The 22857-nt window shown below is 41.4% G+C and carries 18 protein-coding genes; 8 read left to right on the top strand and 10 right to left on the bottom strand.

Features of this window, described 5'->3' with window-relative positions:
• Window positions 1-6 precede the first annotated feature (6 nt).
• The 5 genes from K3T81_RS03070 to K3T81_RS03090 all read left to right on the top strand — a co-directional run bounded on the left by K3T81_RS03070 (window position 7) and on the right by K3T81_RS03090 (window position 11757).
• Window positions 7-2262: an alpha-galactosidase gene (locus tag K3T81_RS03070; protein ID WP_238018151.1), complete on the top strand. Its 2256-nt coding sequence runs from the start codon at window positions 7-9 to the stop codon at window positions 2260-2262.
• A complete protein-coding gene (locus K3T81_RS03075) occupies window positions 2263-4218 on the top strand; it encodes a beta-galactosidase (protein WP_238018153.1) in 1956 nt (651 codons plus the stop codon).
• Window positions 4219-4268: 50 nt separating this feature from the next.
• Window positions 4269-5243, top strand: a complete 975-nt coding sequence (locus K3T81_RS03080; RefSeq protein WP_238018154.1) for a LacI family DNA-binding transcriptional regulator — start codon at window positions 4269-4271, stop codon at window positions 5241-5243.
• 511 nt (window positions 5244-5754) lie between these two features.
• The gene (locus K3T81_RS03085) at window positions 5755-7242 is read left to right on the top strand and encodes a BCCT family transporter (protein ID WP_238018156.1); all 1488 of its coding nucleotides are present in this window, start codon (window positions 5755-5757) and stop codon (window positions 7240-7242) included.
• Between the two features lie 294 nt (window positions 7243-7536).
• A complete protein-coding gene (locus K3T81_RS03090; RefSeq protein ID WP_238018158.1) occupies window positions 7537-11757 on the top strand; it encodes a GH92 family glycosyl hydrolase in 4221 nt (1406 codons plus the stop codon).
• A 99-nt stretch (window positions 11758-11856) separates the two neighbouring features.
• Here the strand turns inward: K3T81_RS03090 and K3T81_RS03095 are convergent, their stop codons facing one another.
• The 10 genes from K3T81_RS03095 to K3T81_RS03140 form a co-directional block, all read right to left on the bottom strand.
• Complete coding sequence (locus K3T81_RS03095) at window positions 11857-12732, bottom strand: aldose 1-epimerase family protein (RefSeq protein ID WP_238018160.1); 876 nt, start codon at window positions 12730-12732, stop codon at window positions 11857-11859.
• Window positions 12733-13016: 284 nt separating this feature from the next.
• Window positions 13017-14054, bottom strand: a complete 1038-nt coding sequence (locus K3T81_RS03100) for a serine hydrolase domain-containing protein (RefSeq protein ID WP_238018162.1) — start codon at window positions 14052-14054, stop codon at window positions 13017-13019.
• A 244-nt stretch (window positions 14055-14298) separates the two neighbouring features.
• Complete coding sequence (locus tag K3T81_RS03105; protein ID WP_238018164.1) at window positions 14299-14604, bottom strand: hypothetical protein; 306 nt, start codon at window positions 14602-14604, stop codon at window positions 14299-14301.
• Window positions 14605-14617: 13 nt separating this feature from the next.
• Window positions 14618-14791 carry a hypothetical protein gene (locus K3T81_RS03110; RefSeq protein WP_238018165.1) on the bottom strand — a complete coding sequence of 58 codons (174 nt, stop codon included), beginning with the start codon at window positions 14789-14791 and terminating at the stop codon, window positions 14618-14620.
• 81 nt (window positions 14792-14872) lie between these two features.
• Window positions 14873-15241 carry a VOC family protein gene (locus tag K3T81_RS03115; protein ID WP_238018167.1) on the bottom strand — a complete coding sequence of 123 codons (369 nt, stop codon included), beginning with the start codon at window positions 15239-15241 and terminating at the stop codon, window positions 14873-14875.
• Between the two features lie 161 nt (window positions 15242-15402).
• On the bottom strand, window positions 15403-15849 hold the full coding sequence (locus K3T81_RS03120) for a GyrI-like domain-containing protein (RefSeq protein WP_238018169.1): 447 nt from the start codon (window positions 15847-15849) through the stop codon (window positions 15403-15405).
• Window positions 15850-16082: 233 nt separating this feature from the next.
• Window positions 16083-16289, bottom strand: a complete 207-nt coding sequence (locus K3T81_RS03125; protein WP_238018171.1) for a hypothetical protein — start codon at window positions 16287-16289, stop codon at window positions 16083-16085.
• A 257-nt stretch (window positions 16290-16546) separates the two neighbouring features.
• Window positions 16547-17026 carry a YjdJ family protein gene (locus K3T81_RS03130; RefSeq protein ID WP_238018173.1) on the bottom strand — a complete coding sequence of 160 codons (480 nt, stop codon included), beginning with the start codon at window positions 17024-17026 and terminating at the stop codon, window positions 16547-16549.
• 164 nt (window positions 17027-17190) lie between these two features.
• Window positions 17191-17700 carry a GNAT family N-acetyltransferase gene (locus K3T81_RS03135; RefSeq protein WP_238018175.1) on the bottom strand — a complete coding sequence of 170 codons (510 nt, stop codon included), beginning with the start codon at window positions 17698-17700 and terminating at the stop codon, window positions 17191-17193.
• A 788-nt stretch (window positions 17701-18488) separates the two neighbouring features.
• Entirely contained in the window at window positions 18489-18704 is a 216-nt protein-coding gene (locus K3T81_RS03140) for a DUF4037 domain-containing protein (RefSeq protein WP_238018177.1), read from the bottom strand.
• A gap of 268 nt (window positions 18705-18972) precedes the next feature.
• Here K3T81_RS03140 and K3T81_RS03145 point away from each other — a divergent pair, with 268 nt between their 5' ends.
• Genes K3T81_RS03145 through K3T81_RS03155 form a run of 3 tightly spaced genes read left to right on the top strand, consistent with a single transcriptional unit; the run spans window position 18973 to window position 22785 of the window.
• Entirely contained in the window at window positions 18973-19953 is a 981-nt protein-coding gene (locus K3T81_RS03145) for a sugar-binding protein (protein ID WP_238018179.1), read from the top strand.
• Window positions 19950-21395: a sensor histidine kinase gene (locus K3T81_RS03150; RefSeq protein ID WP_238018181.1), complete on the top strand. Its 1446-nt coding sequence runs from the start codon at window positions 19950-19952 to the stop codon at window positions 21393-21395. The genes K3T81_RS03145 and K3T81_RS03150 overlap by 4 nt, the downstream gene beginning before the upstream one ends.
• Window positions 21376-22785, top strand: a complete 1410-nt coding sequence (locus tag K3T81_RS03155) for a response regulator transcription factor (RefSeq protein ID WP_238018183.1) — start codon at window positions 21376-21378, stop codon at window positions 22783-22785. The genes K3T81_RS03150 and K3T81_RS03155 overlap by 20 nt, the downstream gene beginning before the upstream one ends.
• Window positions 22786-22857 lie beyond the last annotated feature (72 nt).

Below are 22857 nucleotides of genomic sequence, written 5' to 3' on the forward strand. Positions count from 1 at the left end.
ATTATGATGATGATTACAATTGACGACAACAGAAAACAATTTCATTTAACAAACGGAAAAATAAGCTACCTATTCCATGTGATGAAAAATGGACAGCTTGGTCATCTGTATTACGGAAAAGCAATTAAGACAGCAGGGCAGACAGCCGACTTCCAACGCTATGATATTCCGACACCAAATACGACCCATCTTGAGGCAAACGATCCGGCATTTACAATGGAAACAACGAGGCAGGAATTCCCTGTCTTTGGCTCAACAGATTTTCGCGAACCAGCTCTCGGAATTCATCAGGCTAATGGGAGTCATATAAGCAATTTCGTGTTTAACTCATACCGTGTAGTGAAAGGTAAACCGATGCTGGAAGGCTTGCCAGCTACCTATGTTACGAGCGAAGAAGAAGCCGAAACAGTAGAAATTACTCTGTATGATGCGATAACCGATATGGAACTTTTACTAAGCTACACGATTTTCAAAGATGTAGCGGTAATTACCCGTCATGCGCGGGTTACGAACAGGGGAGAGGCCACCTTGATATTGGATCGATTGCTGAGTGGCAGCATTGATTTCCCGCACGCTGATTTTGACATGCTCCAGCTTTCAGGGGCATGGTCACGGGAAAGGCATCTAAAAGAACGTAAGCTTGAAAGTGGAATCCAGTCTATCTCTAGCTTACGAGGTTCCAGCTCTCATAGTCAGAATCCATTTCTAGCATTAAAAGAACCAGATGCGACAGAATTCACAGGGGATGTGTATGGTTTTAATCTTGTGTATAGCAGCAACTTTTTGGCACAGGTGGAGGTCGACCATTATGAGCAAACAAGAGTGTCCATGGGGATTCACCCATTTGGCTTTCAATGGAAGCTTGAACCAGGAGAGTCGTTCCAAGCGCCTGAAGTTGTCATGGCGTTTTCACCGAACGGCCTGAATGGATTGAGTAAGCAATTCCATGATGTATACCGCAACCATTTAATTAATCAAAAATGGCTTGATACACCACGCCCTGTCATGCTCAATAACTGGGAAGCGACCTACCATGATTTTAATGAAGAAATAATACTAGCAATTGCGAAAGAAGCTGTAGACTTGGACCTAGATCTGTTTGTGCTTGATGATGGCTGGTTTGGCAAACGGAACAGTGACACGACATCACTGGGAGACTGGTTCGTCAACAAGGAAAAACTGCCGAATGGACTTGGGAAACTCGCACAAAACATACGGGAGATTGGACTTGATTTTGGCCTTTGGTTTGAACCAGAAATGGTCAGTCCAGACAGTGACCTTTATCGTGAACACCCAGAGTGGGTGGTGAAAACTCCTGGAAGGTCAGCTTCGTATGGCCGTAACCAATGGGTATTAGATTTCAGTAATAAAGAGGTCGTGACTTATTTATATGAGCGGATGTGCGTATTGATCGAAGAAACACAGCTTTCCTATATAAAGTGGGATATGAACCGAAACATAACAGAAGCATATTCATCCACATTGCCTGCAGCGCAGCAGGGGGAATTTTATCATCGCTATATTCTCGGGGTATACCAGCTCTATGAAAAATTAACAAGTGAATTTCCGGATGTACTGTTTGAATCCTGTGCAGGTGGGGGCGGACGCTTTGACCCTGGGATGCTTTTCTATGCACCACAAGGATGGATTAGCGATAATACCGATCCAGTCGAACGCCTACATATCCAATATGGATCCTCGATTGCCTACCCGATAAGCAGTTTTGGTACCCATGTATCGGCAACACCGAATCATCAGACAGGAAGAACAACCTCGTTAAGCTTCCGGGCGCATGTTGCCTTGTTCGGCACGTTTGGATATGAACTAAATCCACTGGGCTTTTCGGCCGAAGAGAAAGTGGAAATACGCAAGCAGGTTGCGCTTTACAAACAACATCAGCATCTCATGCTGACAGGGGACTTCATTCGATTGAAAAACCCTGCTGATGGGAATGAGGCTGCCTGGATGATGGTGAGTGAGACAGGAGAGGAAGCGCTTGTCAGTCATTATCGAATTTTAGCTGAATCGAATCCTGGTAAGATGAAATTCCTTCGCCTTAAGGGACTGGAAACGGATGCGTATTATCGTTGTCAGGATACAGAAGGTGTTGTGCGTCATTACTATGGGAGTGAATTGATGTATAGAGGGATCCCACTTAAAGCCGAATTTAATGGAGCAAATGGTGGGCTCTCGATCCCGATGCAAATAGGAGATTTTCAATCCGAGATTTTTTATATTTCCAAGGAAGAGGGAGAGGTTTAAATGCATCTTGGTGTAGATTATTACCCGGAACATTGGAATATTAGCTTAATTGACGAAGATTTGACGAGAATGAAGGAAATGGGAGTCAACACTGTAAGAATTGGCGAGTTCGCATGGAACCTGATGGAGAAGGAAGAAGGAGAATTCGATTTTTCCTTTTTTGATAGGGTGATTGAAAAGTGTAAGGAATACGGGCTATCAGTCATGTTTGGGACACCGACAGCCACATTTCCTGCTTGGCTTGCAACGAAACAGCCTGACATTTTTAATGTGGCGGAAGATGGACAACGGATTTCCTTCGGTGGCAGAAGACAATACTGTTATAATTCCGCTACATATTTGGATTATTCGTTAAGGATTGTAAAAGAGTTGGTGCAGCACTATAGGGAGGAAACCCAAGTGTTCGCTTGGCAAGTGGATAACGAACTAGGTCATGAGGGAAGCGATGATTGTTATTGTTCCAATTGCAAGGAGGCTTTTTCGACATACTTAAAGCATCGCTACGACTCAATTGATGAACTAAATGAGGTGTGGGGCACCATTTTTTGGGGGCAAACCTATCAATCCTTTGATCAGATCCCGATGCCAACCCGCACGATCACGGTTCACAATCCGAGCATGCGACTGGAATGGCTCCGGTTTCGTTCTTACTCCCTTAGTCAATTTGCAAAAAAGCACATGGAACAGATAAGAAAGTTTAAAGGCGAACACCAAACGGTTACCACCAATATTCCTGGTGGATTCTTCGAGAAGAAGTTTGACCATAATGAATTTTCAAGAGACCTTGATTTTGTTTCCTATGATAATTACCCAGTATGGGGCGGTTTAGCTGAACCGGTGTCGCCAGCAATGCTTTCTATGACTCTTGATTTCGTTCGGGGACTGAAGCAGGAAAACTTCTGGATTGTGGAACAACTGATGGGAGCGCAGGGGCATGATGTCATCGGTTATTTACCAAGGCCAAATCAGGCAAAACTCTGGGCATATCACGCCTTTGCTCATGGTACAACGGATATGCTATTCTTTCGCTGGCGTGGCGTGACACATGGAGCAGAGCAGAACTGTCTGGGCATTCTGGATACAGATAACCGTTTAACCCGTAAATACAAGGAAGTACAGTCCTTTTTTAAGGACATTTCCAATTATAAAGAGGTCGTTGATTTTCCAATTAAATCGGATATTGCACTGGTCTATGATTTTGATACGATCTGGTCGTGGCAAATACAACAAGAAAGTGCAGCCTTTGACTTTACAGAGGAAGTAATGCGCTTGTATGAACCGTTCTATAACCAGAATCAATCGATCGATGTTATACGAGCGGATGTGGACTTCGGGAACTATCGTGTGCTGCTGCTTCCTGTAATGAAAATAATAGATGAGCAGCTGGTGGAACGCTTAGAAGCATTCACAGCAAACGGAGGGACTGTTATTTTCTCTTATCGGGCTGGCGTTCGCGACCGTAACAACAATCTAGTGCTAGGAGAACAGCAACCAGGTAAGCTAAGTCCGTTACTTGGTGTCAAGGTGGAAGAGGTGGAATCTCTGCCTGATGGCATAGAAATCGAACTTCAAACCGATAAAGGGAAAAAGGGATCGAGCAAGGTTTGGCGGGACCTGATCAAGCCTTTTGATGCTACAGGGCTTTACCATTATACAGACGCATATCGCGACTATGCTGCAGTGACAGTCAATACATTTGGGAAAGGCAATGCCTACTATATCGGTACAGGTGCAGATAAAGAGGTCATGCAGGAAATCGCAAATCGTGTGGCAGATGAAAGGGAACTAAATACTACACAAACAAGTGCTGGAATTGAAATCATGGAACGAACAACAGAGGATGGAAGCAGTTATTTATTCATCATGAACCATAACGGTCAGGAAGGCCATTATAATGATGTACAGCTTGCGCCATACGCTTGTAAAATTGTACGTAAGAGTGATGAAAATGCCTAAGAAAATGGTATAGTTAAAAGAGATGATTGAAAAAAGTAGAGGTGGCCATGTTGGCAACAATAAAGGACATTGCTGATAAAGCAGGCGTTTCGGCCGCAACCGTTTCAAGGGTATTAAATTACGATCAAAGCCTTTCCGTTGCAGCTGATACAAAAAAGAAAATATTTGAAGTCGCAGAAGAACTATCCTACAAGCGACGTCACCGAAAACCAATTAGTAGAAAGATTGCCTTTCTGCATTGGGTCACAGAAGCAGAAGAATTAGATGATATTTATTATATGGGCATACGTTATGGGATTGAGCGGCGTGCTGAGGCGTTAGACGTTGAGCTTGTAAAATACGTCGAAGGGGAAACGATTGATACAAATATCGATGGGATTATAGCTGTTGGTCGCTTTAGTGAAAAACAAGTACGTCAGTTAAAAGCTATTTCTCCGCAGATTGTATTCGTCGATTCTAATCCAAACGAAGCAGCGTTTGATGCCGTTCTAGTCGATTTCGAACGGGTCACCCAACTCGTAATGAACCATTTTATTGCAAAAGGGCATACATCGATTGGATTTATTGGTGGGTATGAAACATTTAAAGAAAAGATTGCTCCTATTCAGGACATGCGCGAAAAGCATTATCGTAACTACTTACAAGAAAGAAATATGCTTGATGAGCGGTTTATTTTTCTCGATAGCTTTGCAGTGAACGATGGTTATGAACTCATGAAGCAAGCGATTCACGACCTGGGCGAGGAATTGCCGACAGCCTTTTATATGGCAAATGACCCCCTTGCAATCGGCGGCCTGCGAGCGCTTCATGAGGAAGGAATCCCTGTACCTGGCAGAGTGAGCGTCATCGGTGTCAATGATATCAGTGTTTCCAAGTATGTTTACCCCTCTCTAAGCACGGTTAAAATTTATACCGAATTAATGGGAGAAACAGCAGTAGACCTGATTTTAGAGCGAATTGACGACAAACGAGAAGTGCCAAAGAAAGTATATTTATCAAATAAATTAATTATACGACAAACATAAGACCTGGAAGGCAGCTATTCATTGTGAATAGCTGCTTTTCTGTTTCTGATAAGTAGCGGGCGTTTATGTAGAGAATGTGAGCTGTGGGCAGTCGCGTGCCAGCTTCGCGAGGTCGCGTGTCAACTTCGAAAAGTCGCGTGTAAGCTCCGTGAAGTCGCGTGGGATCCAACCGAGGACGCGTGCCAGCTCCACAAGGTCGCGTGCGGACCACGTAAAGTTGCATGCCAGCTACAAAAAGAAACGCGCCAACCTTACGAAGTGACGCAGGATCCACCAAAAGTGGCGCGCCCCGCATCCCAAGAGACGCGAGCACCCTAAGAAGAGACGCACCAACCAACCGAAGTGACGCACCAGTCCCAAGAAGAGACGCACCAGCTCCTCACAAACCCAAGCCCCATCTCACCACCAGAAAGTAAAATTATAACCCTGTATATTTTAAGCCGCAGTTTAAATACTAAAAGGACAACTAGAGTATTGTATTGAACTAGCGGAAGTGGAAAGGAAGAGAAAAATGAAGAAAGTTACAGCTGAGGTAACATCCGTATTTTGGATTACACTAGCAATAACAATAGCTATGTCAATTTGGGGATCGGTGGCTCCTGGTTTATTTGAAAGATATTCAGGAGTTTTAATGAATTTTATATCCGTGCATTTTGGCTGGTATTATTTACTTGCGGTAACGTTTTTTGTGCTCTTTTGTATTTATTTAATATTTAGCCGCTTTGGCAAAATAAGGCTTGGTAAGCCAAATGAACGTCCCGAGTTTAGTTATGCTTCCTGGTTTGCTATGTTGTTTAGTGCCGGAATGGGAATAGGACTTGTGTTTTATGGGGTAGCTTCGCCAGTGTCCCATTATATTAAAACACCGCCTACTGCAGAGCCAGGTTCGGTGGCGGCATTAGAGGATGCACTACGTATCACATTTTTCCATTATGGAGTTCACGCATGGGCAATTTACGCTACCATCGCCCTAATACTGGCATATTTTACTTTCCGCCATGGAAAACCGGCTTTAGTCAGTGCAACATTAGAGCCGCTATTTGGACACCATATGAAAAAAGGCTGGGGCAAGGCGGTCGATGTAATTGCCGTGTTTGCAACGATTATTGGGGTCGCTACAACATTAGGTTTTGGTGCGACGCAAATCAATGGTGGTCTTACGTACCTGTTTGGAGTGGCCAGTGGTTTTTGGGTCCAACTCTTAATCATTGTTATTGTAACTATTTTATTTATGCTTTCCACATACTCTGGTCTAGGAAAAGGAATTAAATATTTAAGTAATACAAACATGGGTGTGGCAGGGATCTTATTTTTAGGAACATTGATACTTGGGCCAACCCTGTATATTCTCAACTCCTTCACAAATACGGTCGGAACTTATGTGATGAGTCTGCCTATTGAAGCTTTACGAATTGCGCCTAATAGTGAGTCCGAGAGACAATGGGTTATGGATTGGACCGTGTTCTTCTGGGCCTGGTGGATCGCGTGGTCACCATTTGTGGGGATATTTATCGCCCGTATCTCTCGTGGAAGAACGATAAGAGAATTTCTCTCAGGTGTGCTATTTGTTCCAACTATTGTGTGCTTCCTGTGGTTTGCAACATTCGGTATGTCTGGTATTGACATTCAAAATAGTGGTGCGGATTTAGCTGGATTGCCGGACGAGCAGGTATTATTCGGTATGTTCGATCAACTTCCTATGGGAATTATTCTTTCCATATTAGGGATTTTATTGATCTCCACTTTCTTTATTACCTCGGCGGATTCCGCAACGTTTGTGTTAGGAATGCAAACAACGAACGGATCTTTGTCACCATCCACGGTGGTTAAGTTTACATGGGGGATTGCGCAATCGTTAATTGCAGCAGTTTTACTTTACACTGGTGGATTACAGGCATTACAAAATGTGCTCATATCGGCAGCATTTCCATTTTCCATCATTTTGATTTTAATGTGCTTGTCCTTTTACAAAGCCTTGAGAAAAGATAAAGTGCACTAGGAGAAAAGGTCCCCCCTAAAAATGCGTATATGAAAACTGTAGGAAAAGAGTATTAGTGCTTTTTCTACAGTTTTTTTGTTATGAAAAAAACATCTGTAAATAATGCAGAAAATCGTAAACAAATGCTGTATTTGCTGTTATTATTATCAGAATATATTTTATATACTGCATGTAAGCGTTTGCTAGGTTGGGGAGGTGCTGTACTGTATTTTTATGTGCAGAAGAGAAGGGGGGATAGGATGAGGAACGGCAGCTTTCCTTACCAAAAAACAGTAAACAAGGAGGGTTTAATTGGTGAATAGAAAACGATGGAAAAAGGTTTTTCCTATTCTATGCTGTGTTGCGCTAATCGGGACATTTGTAAAAATCCCACCGCAACAAACCGTATCAGCCGCTGCAAAGGATTTTTCTACCTCTTTTGAAGAGAATGATCCAGATCTTGATTGGGAAAACACAGTGGAAACAGATGCTGATGGAAATAAGATGTCCTCCGGTATTGATGGGAATATCCCCTTTGACGGAATTCAAGGTGATATTACCGAAAGAATAGTAAATATTGAGGTGTCAGGTGAAAATCCGCCAAGTGAGACAAAAAACAAGCTCATTGACCGCGATTCGACTTCAAAATGGCTAACCTTTGAAGATACGGCTTTTATTGAGTTCGAGCTGGAAGAGGCAGATACTGTTGTAAAATATGCGCTAACCTCAGCGAATGATTATGCTGGCAGGGACCCACAGGATTGGGAGTTACTTGGCTCCAATGATGGAGAGAACTGGACAGCCTTGGACAATAGGAGTGAGCAATCATTTGAGGACCGTTATGAAAGAAAGCTGTACGAGTTTGATAACGACACAGCTTATCAGTATTATCGCCTCAATATAACGAAGAACCATGGGGAATCCATTATCCAACTTGCAGAGCTTGCGATTTCCAATGGAATTGACAAGCCAGCCCCGCCCGCATCCGATATGAAAACAACCGTAACGAACGGACCGACAAGTGCGTACACGTCAAAAACAAATGTCGGCTGGTCTGGACTGAATACGGTAACCTATTTAGGCTCTCACCTTGAAGAGGGAAGGGCATATTCCTATAATAAAATTCTTGATGTGGATATTGATGTAACAGAGCATACGGAACTATCCTATTATATTTTTCCAGCATTTACAGACAAAGACCATACGAATTATGCCAGCACATATGCATCAGTTGATTTAGCATTTTCGGATGGTACCTATCTACATGACCTTGAAGCATATGACCAGCATGGTATCAAACTGGATCCACAAGCGCAAGGTGATTCAAAGACACTCTATGCTAATCAATGGAATCTTAAAAAAGCAGCAATTGGCGATGTGGCAGAAGGAAAAACGATTGAACGAATTTTGATTGCCTATGACAATCCAACTGGCCCAGCAACCTTTACGGGGCATATTGATGATATTCAAATTAAAGAACAGACAGAGGAGAGTACCTTTACAAATCCGTCTGATTACGTAAACATCCTACGCGGTACACAATCAAATGGTAGCTTTTCCAGGGGGAATAATTTCCCGGCAGTTGCTGTTCCGCATGGATTTAACTTTTGGGCACCTGTAACCAATGCCGGTTCGAATTGGTTATATTCCTATAATGAAAGCAATAACGAGGAGAACCTCCCTGAGCTTCAGGCTTTCTCTTTAAGCCATGAACCGAGTCCATGGATGGGAGATAGACAGACATTCCAAGTCATGCCATCCAATGCAGAAGCGGAACCGAGTGCAGATCGTAACGAACGTGCATTAGCCTTCAACCATGATAATGAAGTGGCAAAAGCACATTACTATGGTGTGGAGTTTGAAAATGGCATCAAAACAGAAATGACACCAACAGATCATGCTTCGATGATGCGCTTCACATTTGATGACGAGAATGCGAATATTATTTTTGACAATGTCAGTAACAATGGCGGTATTACGCTTGATGCGGAAAATGGGATCATTTCAGGCTATACCGATCAAAAAAGCGGCCTATCAACAGGGGCTACCCGTATGTTTGTGTATGCCACGTTTGATAAGCCTGTTATAGATAGTGGCATGTTAACAGGAGAAGGCAGAGATAACGTTTCTGCTTATTACAAGTTTGATACAGAAGACACGAAGGAAGTTACGATGAAAATGGCCACGTCCCTCATCAGTGTAGACCAAGCCAAGAAAAACTTGGAGCAAGAGATCAATGCTGACGACACATTTGAATCGGTAAAAAACCGAGCAGAAAATGCATGGAATGAGAAGCTAGGAATTATTGAAGTGGAGGGGGCTTCAGATGATCAACTCACAACCCTTTATTCCAATATGTACCGCTTATTCTTATACCCAAATTCGGCTTATGAAAATGTTGGTACAGTGGAAGAACCGGAATATAAATATGCAAGCCAACTAGAAATATCGCCATGTACGAATAGTACCGCGACTGAAACATGTGCCTCAATAGAAGACGGCGAAATCTATGTAAATAATGGGTTCTGGGATACTTACAGAACAACGTGGCCGGCATATGCTCTGTTAACGCCTTCTAAAGCTGGGGACATGATTGATGGCTTTGTCCAGCATTATAAGGATGGAGGCTGGATTGCCAGATGGTCATCCCCAGGCTATGCGAATTTAATGGCAGGGACGAGTGCCAATGTTGCGTTTTCTGACGCCTATTTAAAAGGGGTTACCAACTTTGATGTCGAAAGCTTTTACCAATCTGCCGTGAAGGATGCTTCCGTCGTGCCACCAAATGCGAATGTGGGCAGAAAGGGAACGGAAACGTCCGTCTTTGATGGCTATACGAACACATCGACTCATGAAGGAATGTCATGGGCACTTGATGGGTATATCAATGATTATGGAATTGCGAATTTGGCGAAAGCACTCGCTGAAAAAGAAAACAAAGACGACCCTTATCAATCCGAGTACAGTTCGGACTATAACTATTATTTAAGCCGCGCACAGCATTATGACAACATGTTTAATTCTGAGTTTGGGTTCTTTAATGGAAAAACACCAGACGGAGAATGGCGCTCAACGTTAGAGAATTTCAACCCAGCTGAATGGGGACATGACTATACCGAAACAAATGCATGGAACATGGCATTCCACGCGCCACAGGATGGGCAAGGACTAGCAAACCTATATGGTGGAAAAGAAGGGCTTTCTGAAAAGCTTGATACCTTCTTTACCACACCAGAAAAGGCAGCTTACCCAGGTAGTTATGGCGGACTGATTCATGAAATGCGGGAAGCCAGAGATGTCCGAATGGGAATGTACGGACATAGTAATCAACCGGCCCACCATATCGCATATATGTATAATTATGCGGGCGAGCCTTGGAAGACACAGGAAAAAGTGCGTGAGGTTTTAGACAGACTGTATATTGGCAGTGAGATTGGCCAGGGCTATGCAGGTGATGAAGATAATGGTGAGATGTCTGCCTGGTACATTTTCAGTGCGCTAGGATTTTATCCACTTAAAATGGGCAGCCCAGAATACGCAATTGGCGCACCATTATTTGAAAAGGCAACAATTCATTTAGAAAATGGAAAAGATCTTGTCATTAACGCACCAAATAATAGTAAAGAGAATAAATATGTCCAAGGTCTTCAAGTGAATGGAGAAGCTTATACGAAAAATTACATCACACATGAAGACATAGCCGAAGGAGGCACACTGGACTTTGACATGGGGCCAGAGCCTTCAGATTGGGGCAGTAAGCTAACTGATTTACCTGAATCGATTACCCCTGCTGCAACCGATGGACTCTTTGCACCAGAATCATTAGGCGATGTGACAGATCAGGCAGTAGAAGAGGATGCAGGCATCGCGACGGATAGTGATGGCAGCGATACAAGTAAACTGTTTGATAACACGTCGCGAACACAACTGGAGTTAGAAGGGAAAACACCTTGGATTCAGTATCAGTTTACAGAAGAAAAGAAGAAAGCAAACATGTACACCCTAACCTCAGCAAGCGCACCGGATGGCTCAGATCCGCAAGCGGCCGACCCGAAAAGCTGGGTGCTGAAAGGATCTGATGACGGAGAAAATTGGACAGTACTGGATGAACGGGAAAATGAATCCTTCAAATGGAGAAAATACACCCGCGCATTTGAAATTGCGGAGCCTGAAGCCTACTCCTACTATCAGTTAGAAATAACCGATAACGCTGGCCACCAAACAACAGCCTTGGCTGAAGTAGAATTGCTAGGATATGGCGAACAGCTTATTGGCCTGGCTGCTGGCATGCAAGATGTCGTGGACCAACTAGCTGAAGAAGGGGAATTTAAAAATAATGGGGCAAGTCGTTCCCTATTGATGCACCTAACAGCAGTCGAACGATTTGAAGAAAAGGGAGATGAAGACAAGGTTGTAAAACATATGGAAGGCTTCCAAAAGTTGCTTGACCAGCAACATAAAACGGCATTGATCTCAGAGGATGCTTACAAGCTACTAAAAGGCAATGCAGCTTATATGTTACAACGCTGGGAATAAAGTGAAAAAACCTAAATTGGTGCGCGTGCACCAATTTAGGTTTTTTGTTGTTTGTAGACGAGTGAAAACGACGTTGCGAGTCAGCTTGTCTAACTGGCTTTATTTAAACGTAATCTCGTACGTACTTTCAAATGCTTCCCCAGCAGGCAGCTTGTTTATCCCAGCTTTTTCTTTAAGTTCACCTGTTGTGTCATGCATATCAGCAATACCATGCCATGGTTCAATGCAGAGGAACGGGGCGATCTTGCCAGTTTCTTCATTGAATTTACTCCAGATACCGAGATACGGGAACCCCGCACAGTCAACTTGGATACCTTTTCCGGACTTTGTTGATTGGAGCTTCACTTGCTTGATATTACTATAGATGAGCGCATCATTTTTGAATAGATTATCCGAAAGAACAGGGGTGATTGGAGTTTCCAGATTGCTTTCTTTCACATGTATCAGCGCATTTTCCAGTTCATACTGCTTCACATTGCCATCACCTACGAGTTCCAAACGATAATCAGCAAGTGTCTCCCCTTCAAGTAAAGGAACCTGGAAAGCGGGATGCCCTCCAATGGAAAAGTACATGCTCTCCTCATTTTCATTGATGATTTTCCAGCTGACAGAGAGTTTGTCCTTCTTTAACGTATAGGAGATGATTGCCTGAAATTCATAAGGATATTGAGCCGTAAACTGCCCATTTGATGAAAAGGAAAAGCTTACGTGGTCTGCGCGATGGTCATGAAGCTCGAACGTCATGTCACGTAGAAAGCCGTGCTGATTCATGGCATATTCCTTGCCGTCAACAAAATAGCGATCATCTTTCAACCGTCCCACAATAGGAAAAAGCACAGGCGAAACGCGCCCCCAATAGGCAGGATCGCCCTCCCACATATATTGCATTTCCTCTTGTTTGCTCCATACTTCCCGAAGCTCCGCACCTTCAGGGCTGATGCTCACTTTCAGGTGTTCATTTTCAATTACTTGCATGGCTATACCTCATTTCCGTTGTTGTCATGGCTTACATTATAGCAAAGTTTCGCCCAGCAAGCTGTTGAGGGAGATTGAATGGAGGGCAATGGAAAGTGAACCATTTGAAGTCGCGTGGGTATCTCGGGGGAGTCGCGTGAAAGTCACACAAAGTCGCGCGAGGAGCCACACAGAGTGAGGCACCACTCCAGGAAAGTGGCGCCTCGGTTATTAGAAGTGACGCACCAATCCCACTAACTCCCGCCCCTCAGCCTAAGCGCCTTTGCACGACCATATTAACAGTGTTATATTTTCAGAGATGTATATATTTCCCCAATAATGCCTTCCATTTGATGAACACCTAATTCTGCATTTGTCATGATGACCGCGCCCTTCTCCATATTTGGAAAAAGTACCATCATACATTGAAAGCCTATTCCCCAACCGAGTGATGTTATTTCAAATTCTTTTTCCGATCCTTCCAAAAATACACCAAGTCCACTCCAAGCTTTTCCTCCCTGTGGAGAGATTATTTCTTTTGCTCTCCTTGCAGAAATTCCGATTTTACTTTCACCCTTTAGTGCATTCATTAATTCAATCGCCAACTTTGCTAAATCGATAGAATTTGTCCATAGTCCTGAAGCGGCTGGGTAAGGATATATAGGATATTTTCCTTCTACTACTTCGCCGTATTTGTAATGTCCGCAAGAAAAATCTTCACTGTTCGTTGCTATTCGTTTCATGTCTAATGTGCTGTTTTCCATTGCTAATGGTTTAAACAGGAATTCGTTAACAACTTGCTGAAAGGATTTTTTCGTTACATCCTCTACTAGTTGCTGGATGATACAGTAACCTGCATCTGAATAGTGGAATTCACTTTCAGGTTCGTAAGTCACTTCGATAGATTCTTTACAACAAGGAGTGTTCCCCGCTAATAGATCAAACATCGAAGGAGATCCTATAGTTGAATCAAGTTCTGTAAAACTACCTTTAGGGTCGATAATCCCTGATTGATGGCTAAGCAAGTTTCGTAATGTAACTTTTTTATTTTTAGAAAACGCATTACGAGGTACTTTCCATGATACTAGTTTTTCGTTTACATCCTCATCTAGATCAAGGAGACCTTGTTCCGTTAATTTTACCACAAGCATTGCTGTAAGGAATTTATTAATGGAACAGGCACTAAAAATAGAGTCTGTAGTTACATTTTTATTCTCTCTTGCCTCCAAGACACCGTAATTTTCTGTGATACTAATTTGGTTATTTTCAATTAAGGTCAGACTTAAACCCGGCACGTTATAGTGCTTCATTTGTTTTGGAATGTCTATATCTTTTAAATTCATATAAATCCCCCGATGATTGATGTTATAATATTAAAATAATTATAACACGAATGTGCGTTCTGTTACGAGGTAAAATATAATGTGGGGCAAGCCAAGCGAGGAGTGTGCTGGAAGAATGCGAAAAGAGGGGAGGGCAAAGTGAAACAAAAGGAAGGAAACGAAAGAGAAACCTCTAACTTTCCATAAGAGCAAATAAAAACAAGGGTTGTCCATACAGCCCTTGTTTCCATTTATTTATATCAAACTAATTTTCTAGTAATCTCTCAATCTCCCTTTTCCAATCTTCTCTTTTATTCACAACAAATTTATATTGCTTACCGTCTTTGGCCACAACCATTAAACCGTTTTTTATCAGCGAAATCCCAAAAATTTTATTCGTATATAATTCCAAATGATCAATATCAATTAAATTAATTTCAACTTTCCCGCGTTGTATATTTGCCTTGTGGGCCTTATGTATTAATTGCTGATCAGTTAAGTACAGCTTGCCTCCAACGCCTTCCTTTCCTTTAAATAGATTTGCCATTCCCTGTTTTACTATATTCTCCATATAAATATCTCCTCTACTTCAAGAAAAGGACATCATTTTCATTCAGAACGACTCTTGAATATTGCTTTCCTAATTTTTCTTGTTCGATAACAAATTCAATAAAATTAATCGTTCCTTCAAGTGAAGTTTGGTCGACTGTATGTCCTAATATATCTTTCACGTAAGGAGCAGCTGATAATGATGACATTACTCTTGCATATATTCATATCTTTTTAATGATCTACTAATTGCCCTATTAGCCCAACATTGGATTCTAGTCATTTGCCGTTTATGAGGTTATTCTTAGATAGTATCCGTCTGGGTCAACTATCCTAAAGTCCTCCAACCCCCAAGGTCTTTTTGTCAATTCGGCCTGAATTGGATACGCTTTTGCAACTACTTTATTATAAATAGCTTTTACATCTTCCACTTCTAAGACTATTTCAACGCCTAAACCTATTCTTTGATCATCAGAACCTTTAAGAGGGTGACTTTCGGGTAATTCTTTCATTTCACCCAAGCCAAAAACCACATTACCTTTTCTAACAGGTATGTAACTATTATTTGTATCGTTAGGCAAGCTAAAACCTAACACGTCACTATAGAATTCCATTGACCTTTCTAAGTTTTCCACGAACAATTCTATTCTTAGTTTCATTTTTTTCTTCTCCTTGGAAATAACGACTGATGCTCGGAGTTTAAAATACTCCATCCTCTTTTATGATAAATTACAGCTCCTAGAAAACACCATAAGTACATACTCGCCCGTTCATGAAAAGCCACTATATGTTTCTAATTTGGGGATTAATGTAACGGATTTTATATATGGATTGGCAAATAAATCTCTACTTCCTCTTCACCATTTTCCAGTGGGTGATAGGTTTCGACAATATGAGATTCTAAATCCCTTTTATAACCCTGATCATCTGACCACTTTAATAAATCTTTATGTAGGTTTTCGATATGAAGTATATTCCCCCTAGTTGTGACATAGACCTGAGCTGTTTCGATAAACTCCATCCCAACTGGGACGTTTATTGAGGTCTCATTAACAATTAATCCTACATAATAGTGACCTTCCAGATGGTTAGTATCTCTTTTAGGTTCGAAAAGAGCTATTTCAGTACCCGAATGATTTTCAATTTCATCTACACGAGTGAGAAATTGTTGAGCAAGTTTTGGAACATCGGTGCCAAAATCAGCATAAGCACCAACACCTTTTAGACATACCACTCTAAATATTGTATTAACCTTATAACACTCCATCATTATCCCCCCAAATTAGATTAATTAGATTTTAATATTATTAATTCTCTTCAAATAAGAGAATTCCTTCCTGACGCATTCTTTTTTTAAAACAAACCTCCCCGTTAGCAAAAGAAGAATTTCACAGATTTTCTTTCATTCTAATAACTTTCCCATCCAGTTCAGGACCTATTTCTTCCATTCCTAACGTAACAACTATTAAATGTTTACGGGGTGGTTAGTAGTGAAAATAACTAAACGTTCTTCTTTTTAAAGAAATGAGAACTAAGCATGAGGATTATCCCTATAATGGTTGCTGGTAAGGAAAAAGGGTAGAGGGCAGCTGGGATATCTTCTGCCATCAGCCCACTCTTATTAAAAAATAACAATCCAGAAATAAAAAATAAAAAACCTAACCAACCAAGTATCTTCCCAAACGTCGTATGGTTCTTCAATTTCATTGTTAATCCCCATTTCATACTTTATTAATTTACTCTAGTAGTTCAAAACACTATCCAATTCATTTGAGTTGCTATCTGAAATAATCTAGGGGTGAGATAAAGGATAGAAGGGACGTGTATTAAACCCTTATTTGAAATGATGTTTTAACCTAGTTGGCGAGTAGGGGGAGGGGAGATTGTTTTCATTGGTGTGAAATAACTAGTATGAAGTAAGAAAATTAGGCCCTCCTCACTTTTTTAATACCGCATCTAATAGCCTAAAAGGATTCTACTATTTCTTTCTCTTTACAAATTTTAATGAAGAATAGAAGCGAGAGAATAAGGTGAAGAGCACCAATAACTGTAAAGACAATGGTGAAAACAGAACCTCCTATTGTTGGTGATTTTGAAATGAGAATTCCCAAGAATACATACAACGTGGCTAACACTAACGATAAAATAATCATAGCCTTTGAGTTCTTTCTAAATAAGGTGTAGAGGCCAAGAATTATAAGATAGGACACGCTACATACCATTAGCACAGGAAAGACAGGGGTGAATTTCGCTGCATAAATGAAATGGTCCAGTTGTGAGATATCGGCAACACTTCTGATTTCGCCATTAAACCATTTTGAAAAGAATGCTGAGTACTTCCATTCAAAAAAGTTTTCTCTAATAGCACTGCCCTCATACCACGCAGCAAATGTTGAAATAACCAGTACCATTAATGCCACTAGATACTGTACAATATATTTCATATTCATCCCTCCAACGGATAGCCATGTTAAATAGAAAGTTGCTGGAGATAGTTTTAAACAATTAAAATATTCTGTTTTCATTAAATTAGACCACCTTATAGATGTGTTAAAGCACCCGTTACTGAATTAGAAAAAGGTATCTACTTAATTGAAAATGGCTCTGCTTATATTAAGCGTTTATAATAGAGAACGGTAGAATGTAGTTGTCCATTTGCCGATTTAGCATAATAAGGGATTTTACCAGCCTGAATATAACCAATAGAAGAATAAAGAAGATTAGAAGGGTCTCCTTCTCTTGTATCGAGAATTAATAATGACCTGCCCTCCTGCTTGGCTTGTTCTTCAGCTTTGTTCATAAGATAACGACCAATGCCATTACGTCGATAATTAGGATCTGTCATTAGCTTTGCAATTTCAGCTCTATGACCACCATTCTGATTAGTACATAGCTGTAATTGTACGCTTCCAACAATCTGATTGTTTATTTTTGCTACAAATAAAAGCACTTCGGAATTTAAGACATTCAACCAATATCTATTAGCATCTGAAAATTGCAGTGGTGGTAAAAAGCCAATGGATGCGTCATCTTCTACTACCTTTACTAGAAGTTCGGAAAGTTCATCAACGTGTTTATCAATTATTTTCACTTGTTCAATCTGCACATTATTAACCAACAGAATCACCTCACTAAATATATTAACTTACTTAATTTAATAGAAACCTATGTATTCGATTAGCGAACTAATTAGACAAAATACCTAACAATACCTTTTCTTATTAAACAATCCTGCCCCGATACTTTAAGTACATTTCTTCACCTTTAATAAATGAATCCTAATTTAATCAACTAACATTAAACCAATAGTTGAACCAAGGCCTGTTTCCCAAAAAAACATTAATATTACCATAATGAGGAACCTAGAAATTAGTAGAGCCTTGTTGGGCTGTATAAAATCACAAACGAAGCCCCGACGCCAAACCACATGTATGGATGTACGCCACCTTCACTCATTCCAGCTTCAAACAGGGTTAATGCGTTAAACGACAAACCAAAAGGAAAAATAAAAAAGTTATAAATATGAAATGCCTTCTTACTTAACTGTATCACTCCTAATATTTTTATCATTCCTTTTTTATATCTTCTTCGCCTTGATTAACTCTTACACTTTATACTTCACGAAGAGTCTATTTAATTATATTTTTCGATCTTACAAATATTGATTTCTCAATAACGGAAGATAAATCTATTTGAGGATGCTCGCGTTGTATGAGTTCATATACTTCTTGAATGATTAATTCTAATTCTCCTATGGAAGTTGATGGATTCTCTAGAAAAATAGATTCTAAACGATCATCAAAATTTTCTGGAATAATAGCCATTGATTGTAGTGTGTATTTTTGTCACTTGAAAGCAGGGTGATGAACGTACTGACGGTTCAAGCCAAACAATATTCCCACCATTTTAGTTTGAACATCGATCACCTACTTTATAGAGCATTAACCAGTCCTTGCGGTTAAGTAGCGCTTCACGATTATTCCACCTGTTTCCTAAGTAAATATTTTCTTTAATCATTGCTACACTTAATTCGTTAGGATATTTATTTACCGATTCTTTCATCCTTTTAATAATCGAATCACCACTAAGCGTAACCCCATTATGTATCGTTGCTAATAACAAGTTAATTTCCCTCTTTCTCTAGTCAGGTGTACTGCTTTATCACAATTAATCTAAAAGAATATTATAATTGGTTTTATAGAAAATCATTAATAATTAATTCGACATGGATAGCCAATTTCCTTCTTGTTTGGTTGTCCATACTTGATAGTTTAAGAAGTTAATTAAAGTCGCGTGCCACCGCGCCCTTCTTATGCCCAAAAAAATCTACGCAACCTAACTGTTCATGCTACAATACTATAAAGCGCTTACAAACAAAGGGGCGACGGTCATGATTAAAAGGAAATATTTATATGGTGCAGCCATACTACTATTTCTCACTAGTTTCATTGGCATGCTGATCTATGGGTACAAGACCTTCTACATAGAAAAAGAGCTGGCTGCCTCTGAGGAATATCGTTATCATTTTGCTTTAATAGCGGAGGAGACAGATAACGAGTACTGGCGTCTGATTGAGGAGGGGGCCAGGAAAGAAGCGGCCAAGCAGGATGTTTACTTGGAATATGTTGCGCCACAGAGAGCGGATAATGATGAGCTGCTCAAGCTGTTTGATAGAATGATAGCCGCAAAGGTGGATGGAATTATTGTCCAGGGCATTGAAGGCAAGCGGTTTGTTGACCTGGTACATAAAGCAACAGAACGGAGAATTCCAGTAGTCACGGTCGATACCGATGTGAAAAGTAGTGAGCGAAAGGCTTATGTTGGGACGGATAATCATCATGCCGGGGAGCTTGCGGGCAAGAGTATTTTGGAAAATACCGAGGGAGAGCAGTTTGTCGGCATCGTAACGGGGCGGTTTGATGCGATTAACCAGCAGGAAAGAATCGCTGGGTTAAAACATATACTCGAAGGACATCCGCGCATCCAGATTGTCGGTGTGAAAGAATCCGGTATCACGGAAATTGGTGCAACCCAGGCAACGTATTCCCTTTTAAAAGAATACCCTCAAATTACCGCACTGGTCGGGACAAGTGCGCTTGATGGTATAGGGATGGTAGAAGGGCTGGAGGAAATCGCCCCGAATAAGGATGTGTATATCACCGCATTTGACCTCATTCCCGAGACATTGGACGCCATTGAAGAGGGGAAGATCCATGCTACGATTGCTCAGTTCCCTGAGGAAATGGGGAAGGAGTCCGTAATATCGCTGCTTCGGCTGCAAGAGAAGGACTTACTGGAAAATTTAATTTACACGGAGACAGGGATCATCGACAAGGATAATCTTCCTGCATTTCGGGAGGGGCAACCATGAAAACGATCAGGGGAAAGCTACTAATCTATTTCTTCGTGTTTGTCCTGTTATTTCAAATAACCGCCATCTCTATTTTCGTCAGTTCAAACCAGCTCACCACCATTTATCACGATAGCTTTGAACGCTTTTTATTATTAAATTCGATCTCCCATCAATCCGAAGTGCTTTATACCGAAACAAAGGCCCTTGTATCCGGCACGAAATCCAAGGACGGAATGGCATATTATGTGGCAAAGCGGAAATTAGAGAATGAAAAGGAACGCCTTAGCTATAAATTTGAAAACCCGGATGAAATCGAAATGAAGAATTACCTCAATTTAATCGATACTTTCATATATGAGAGTGAATTGACGGCTGGGTTTGTCATAAAGGATGATATTGAACAATACACGTTACACTTAGAGGAAGCGAGGGTTGCCTCAGAGTATATTCAGGCCGCTGCACTGGAAATTTTAGATGTGGAGCTCACCGATTATCAATCGTTTTATACCGACATGCAACAACGGAACGAGGATTTTTTCCTGTTTATTCTCCTGCTATTTAGTACAACCATTCTTCTGGCGATTTTTTTTGCGCTGTGGTTTTCCAAAGGGATTACAAGGCCAATTGCGCATCTTTCTCATGCAGCAAGGGATGTGGCGAAAGGGAAGCTGACAGGAGAGCCGGTACATGTGGAGTCCAATGATGAACTAAAAGTGCTGGGGGATGCGTTTAATAATATGCGGTCCAACATCCATGGACTAGTAGAGGAAATAAAGGATCAGTCTGAGCTTGATCGGCTTGTGAAAGATATGGAATTAAAGCATCTGCAAAGCCAAATCAATCCGCATTTTTTATTTAATACATTAAACACTGTATCTAAGCTTGCTTATTTAGAGGATGCCAAATCAACATCGAAATTGATTGATTCGATCGCAACACTGCTTCGCCATAGCTTGGGGCAGCTTAATAAGCAGGTAGCACTCCGGGATGAGGTAGAGGTGGTGCGCGATTATTTTCATATTCAAAAGGTTCGCTTCTCAGAACGAATTTCTTTCAAGACTGTGATTGATGAATCCTGCTTAGATATTCGGATACCGAGCCTAACGCTCCAGCCGCTTGTGGAAAATGCTTTTATACATGGGATTGAAACAATGGAAGAAGGTGGCACGATATCCTTAAACGTCTATCATAAAGGCCCAGAGGTAATCGTCGAAGTTACAGATGATGGTGTAGGGATGAGCCAGGAGCAAATCCGCGACCTAACAGAGGAAATGGAAGCAGAAAAAGAGCATGTTGGCCATTCAACAGGCATTGGCTTAGCGAACGTGATACGCAGATTACAACTGTACTATCAGAAAAAAGATGTCGTCGAGATTCTATCCACCCCAGGAGAAGGCACGACAATCCGTTTGAAATTACCAAAAAAGGAGGGCGAGGCAAATGCGCATCCTCTTAGCTGAAGATGAATTGATTGAGCGCAAAGCGATGGTGAAATTTTTGCAGGAGAATTTTCAGGACATGGAAGTAGTGGGGGAGGCGGCAAATGGCCGAATGGCGGTGGAGATGGCTTTGGAAAAACAGCCGGATATTATGTTCGTTGATATTCAGATGCCCGGCCTTAATGGACTGGAGGCCATCGAAAAAATTCAAGCACATAACCCTGCGATTCGTTTTATCCTTGTTTCCGCCTATGACTCGTTTGCCTATGCCAAAGAGGCGATGCGATTTGGCATTAAGGATTATATTCTAAAACCTGGCCGCAAGGAGGAAATCGTCAAAACGCTCCTCCGCGTGGCAAAAGAGATTAAGGCAGAAAGGGAGCATCATGCAAGGGAAGATGCGCTTTTGAAAGAACAGTTGCTGATGAAAATGATGCAGCAGCCAATTGCCCAGGATGCCGTACGGCTACAAAAACAATGCTTTCCAGCCATGAAAAGTGCAGCCTTCTTTGTGATAAAAGCGACCTCCTCCATAACAGAGGTGGAGCAAGAGCTTTCCGACTTGCTAGCTTGTGAAATCATTCTGTTAGAACAGCAGCATGCCTGGATTATGGGTGCCATATCAGATAAACTTTTGGAAAAATCAGTGCTTTTACGTGCGGCCAAACAGTTGCAGGAGGCGATGCCCGGTCTGTTTATCGGGATAAGTGAGCCATGCACTTCACTACAAAAAATGCCGGACGCTTATCAGGAGGCCTATGCGGCGTGTATGCAGCTAGAAGGGACAGATGGCAGGCATTACGGATTTTATCAAGCCGAGCAAAAAGCCATCCCCAATCAACGATTAGTAGAACAAATTACGTCCCATATTGAAGCAGGAAACGCAACAGAGGCGGTATTATTTTTCAAAAAGATCAATAAGGTCCTGGCTGATGGGGAAAGGGAGGATTTGTACATTCAGGTAAAACAACTGCTAACCAAATACGATACCCCACTTCCACATGGCTCGTTCACCACATTAAAAACAGAAGAAGCCTGGCAGCGGTTCATCCATCTTTGCTGTGTGCAAATGGGGGAATATCTTAGTTCAAGGCAAACCATCATGCGGGTAAAGGCGTATGTACAGGAGCACTTTCGGGATCCGCTCACATTAGAGGAAGTAGCAGGTGTCGTGCAATTAAGCCCGAATTACCTCTCCAATTTATTTAAGCAGGAGGTAGGCGAGACCTTTATCGATTATGTGACCCATGTAAGACTGGAAAAAGCGAAAGAGTTGCTGAAGGATAATGCGTACACCCTTAAAGAGATTAGTTTCATGATTGGTTATAAAGACCCAAATTATTTCAGTAGGGTGTTTAAAAAACACTGCGACCTTTCTCCTACCCAGTACCAACGCCAAATCTGTAAATAATGAAGAAAACCGTAAAATAGTATAGAAATTGATTAGTCATTCACCCAGTAACCTACTATATACTAATCATTG

This window comes from Oceanobacillus jordanicus, from assembly GCF_022095695.1.
Classification (GTDB): Bacteria; Bacillota; Bacilli; order Bacillales; family Amphibacillaceae; genus Oceanobacillus_B; species Oceanobacillus_B jordanicus.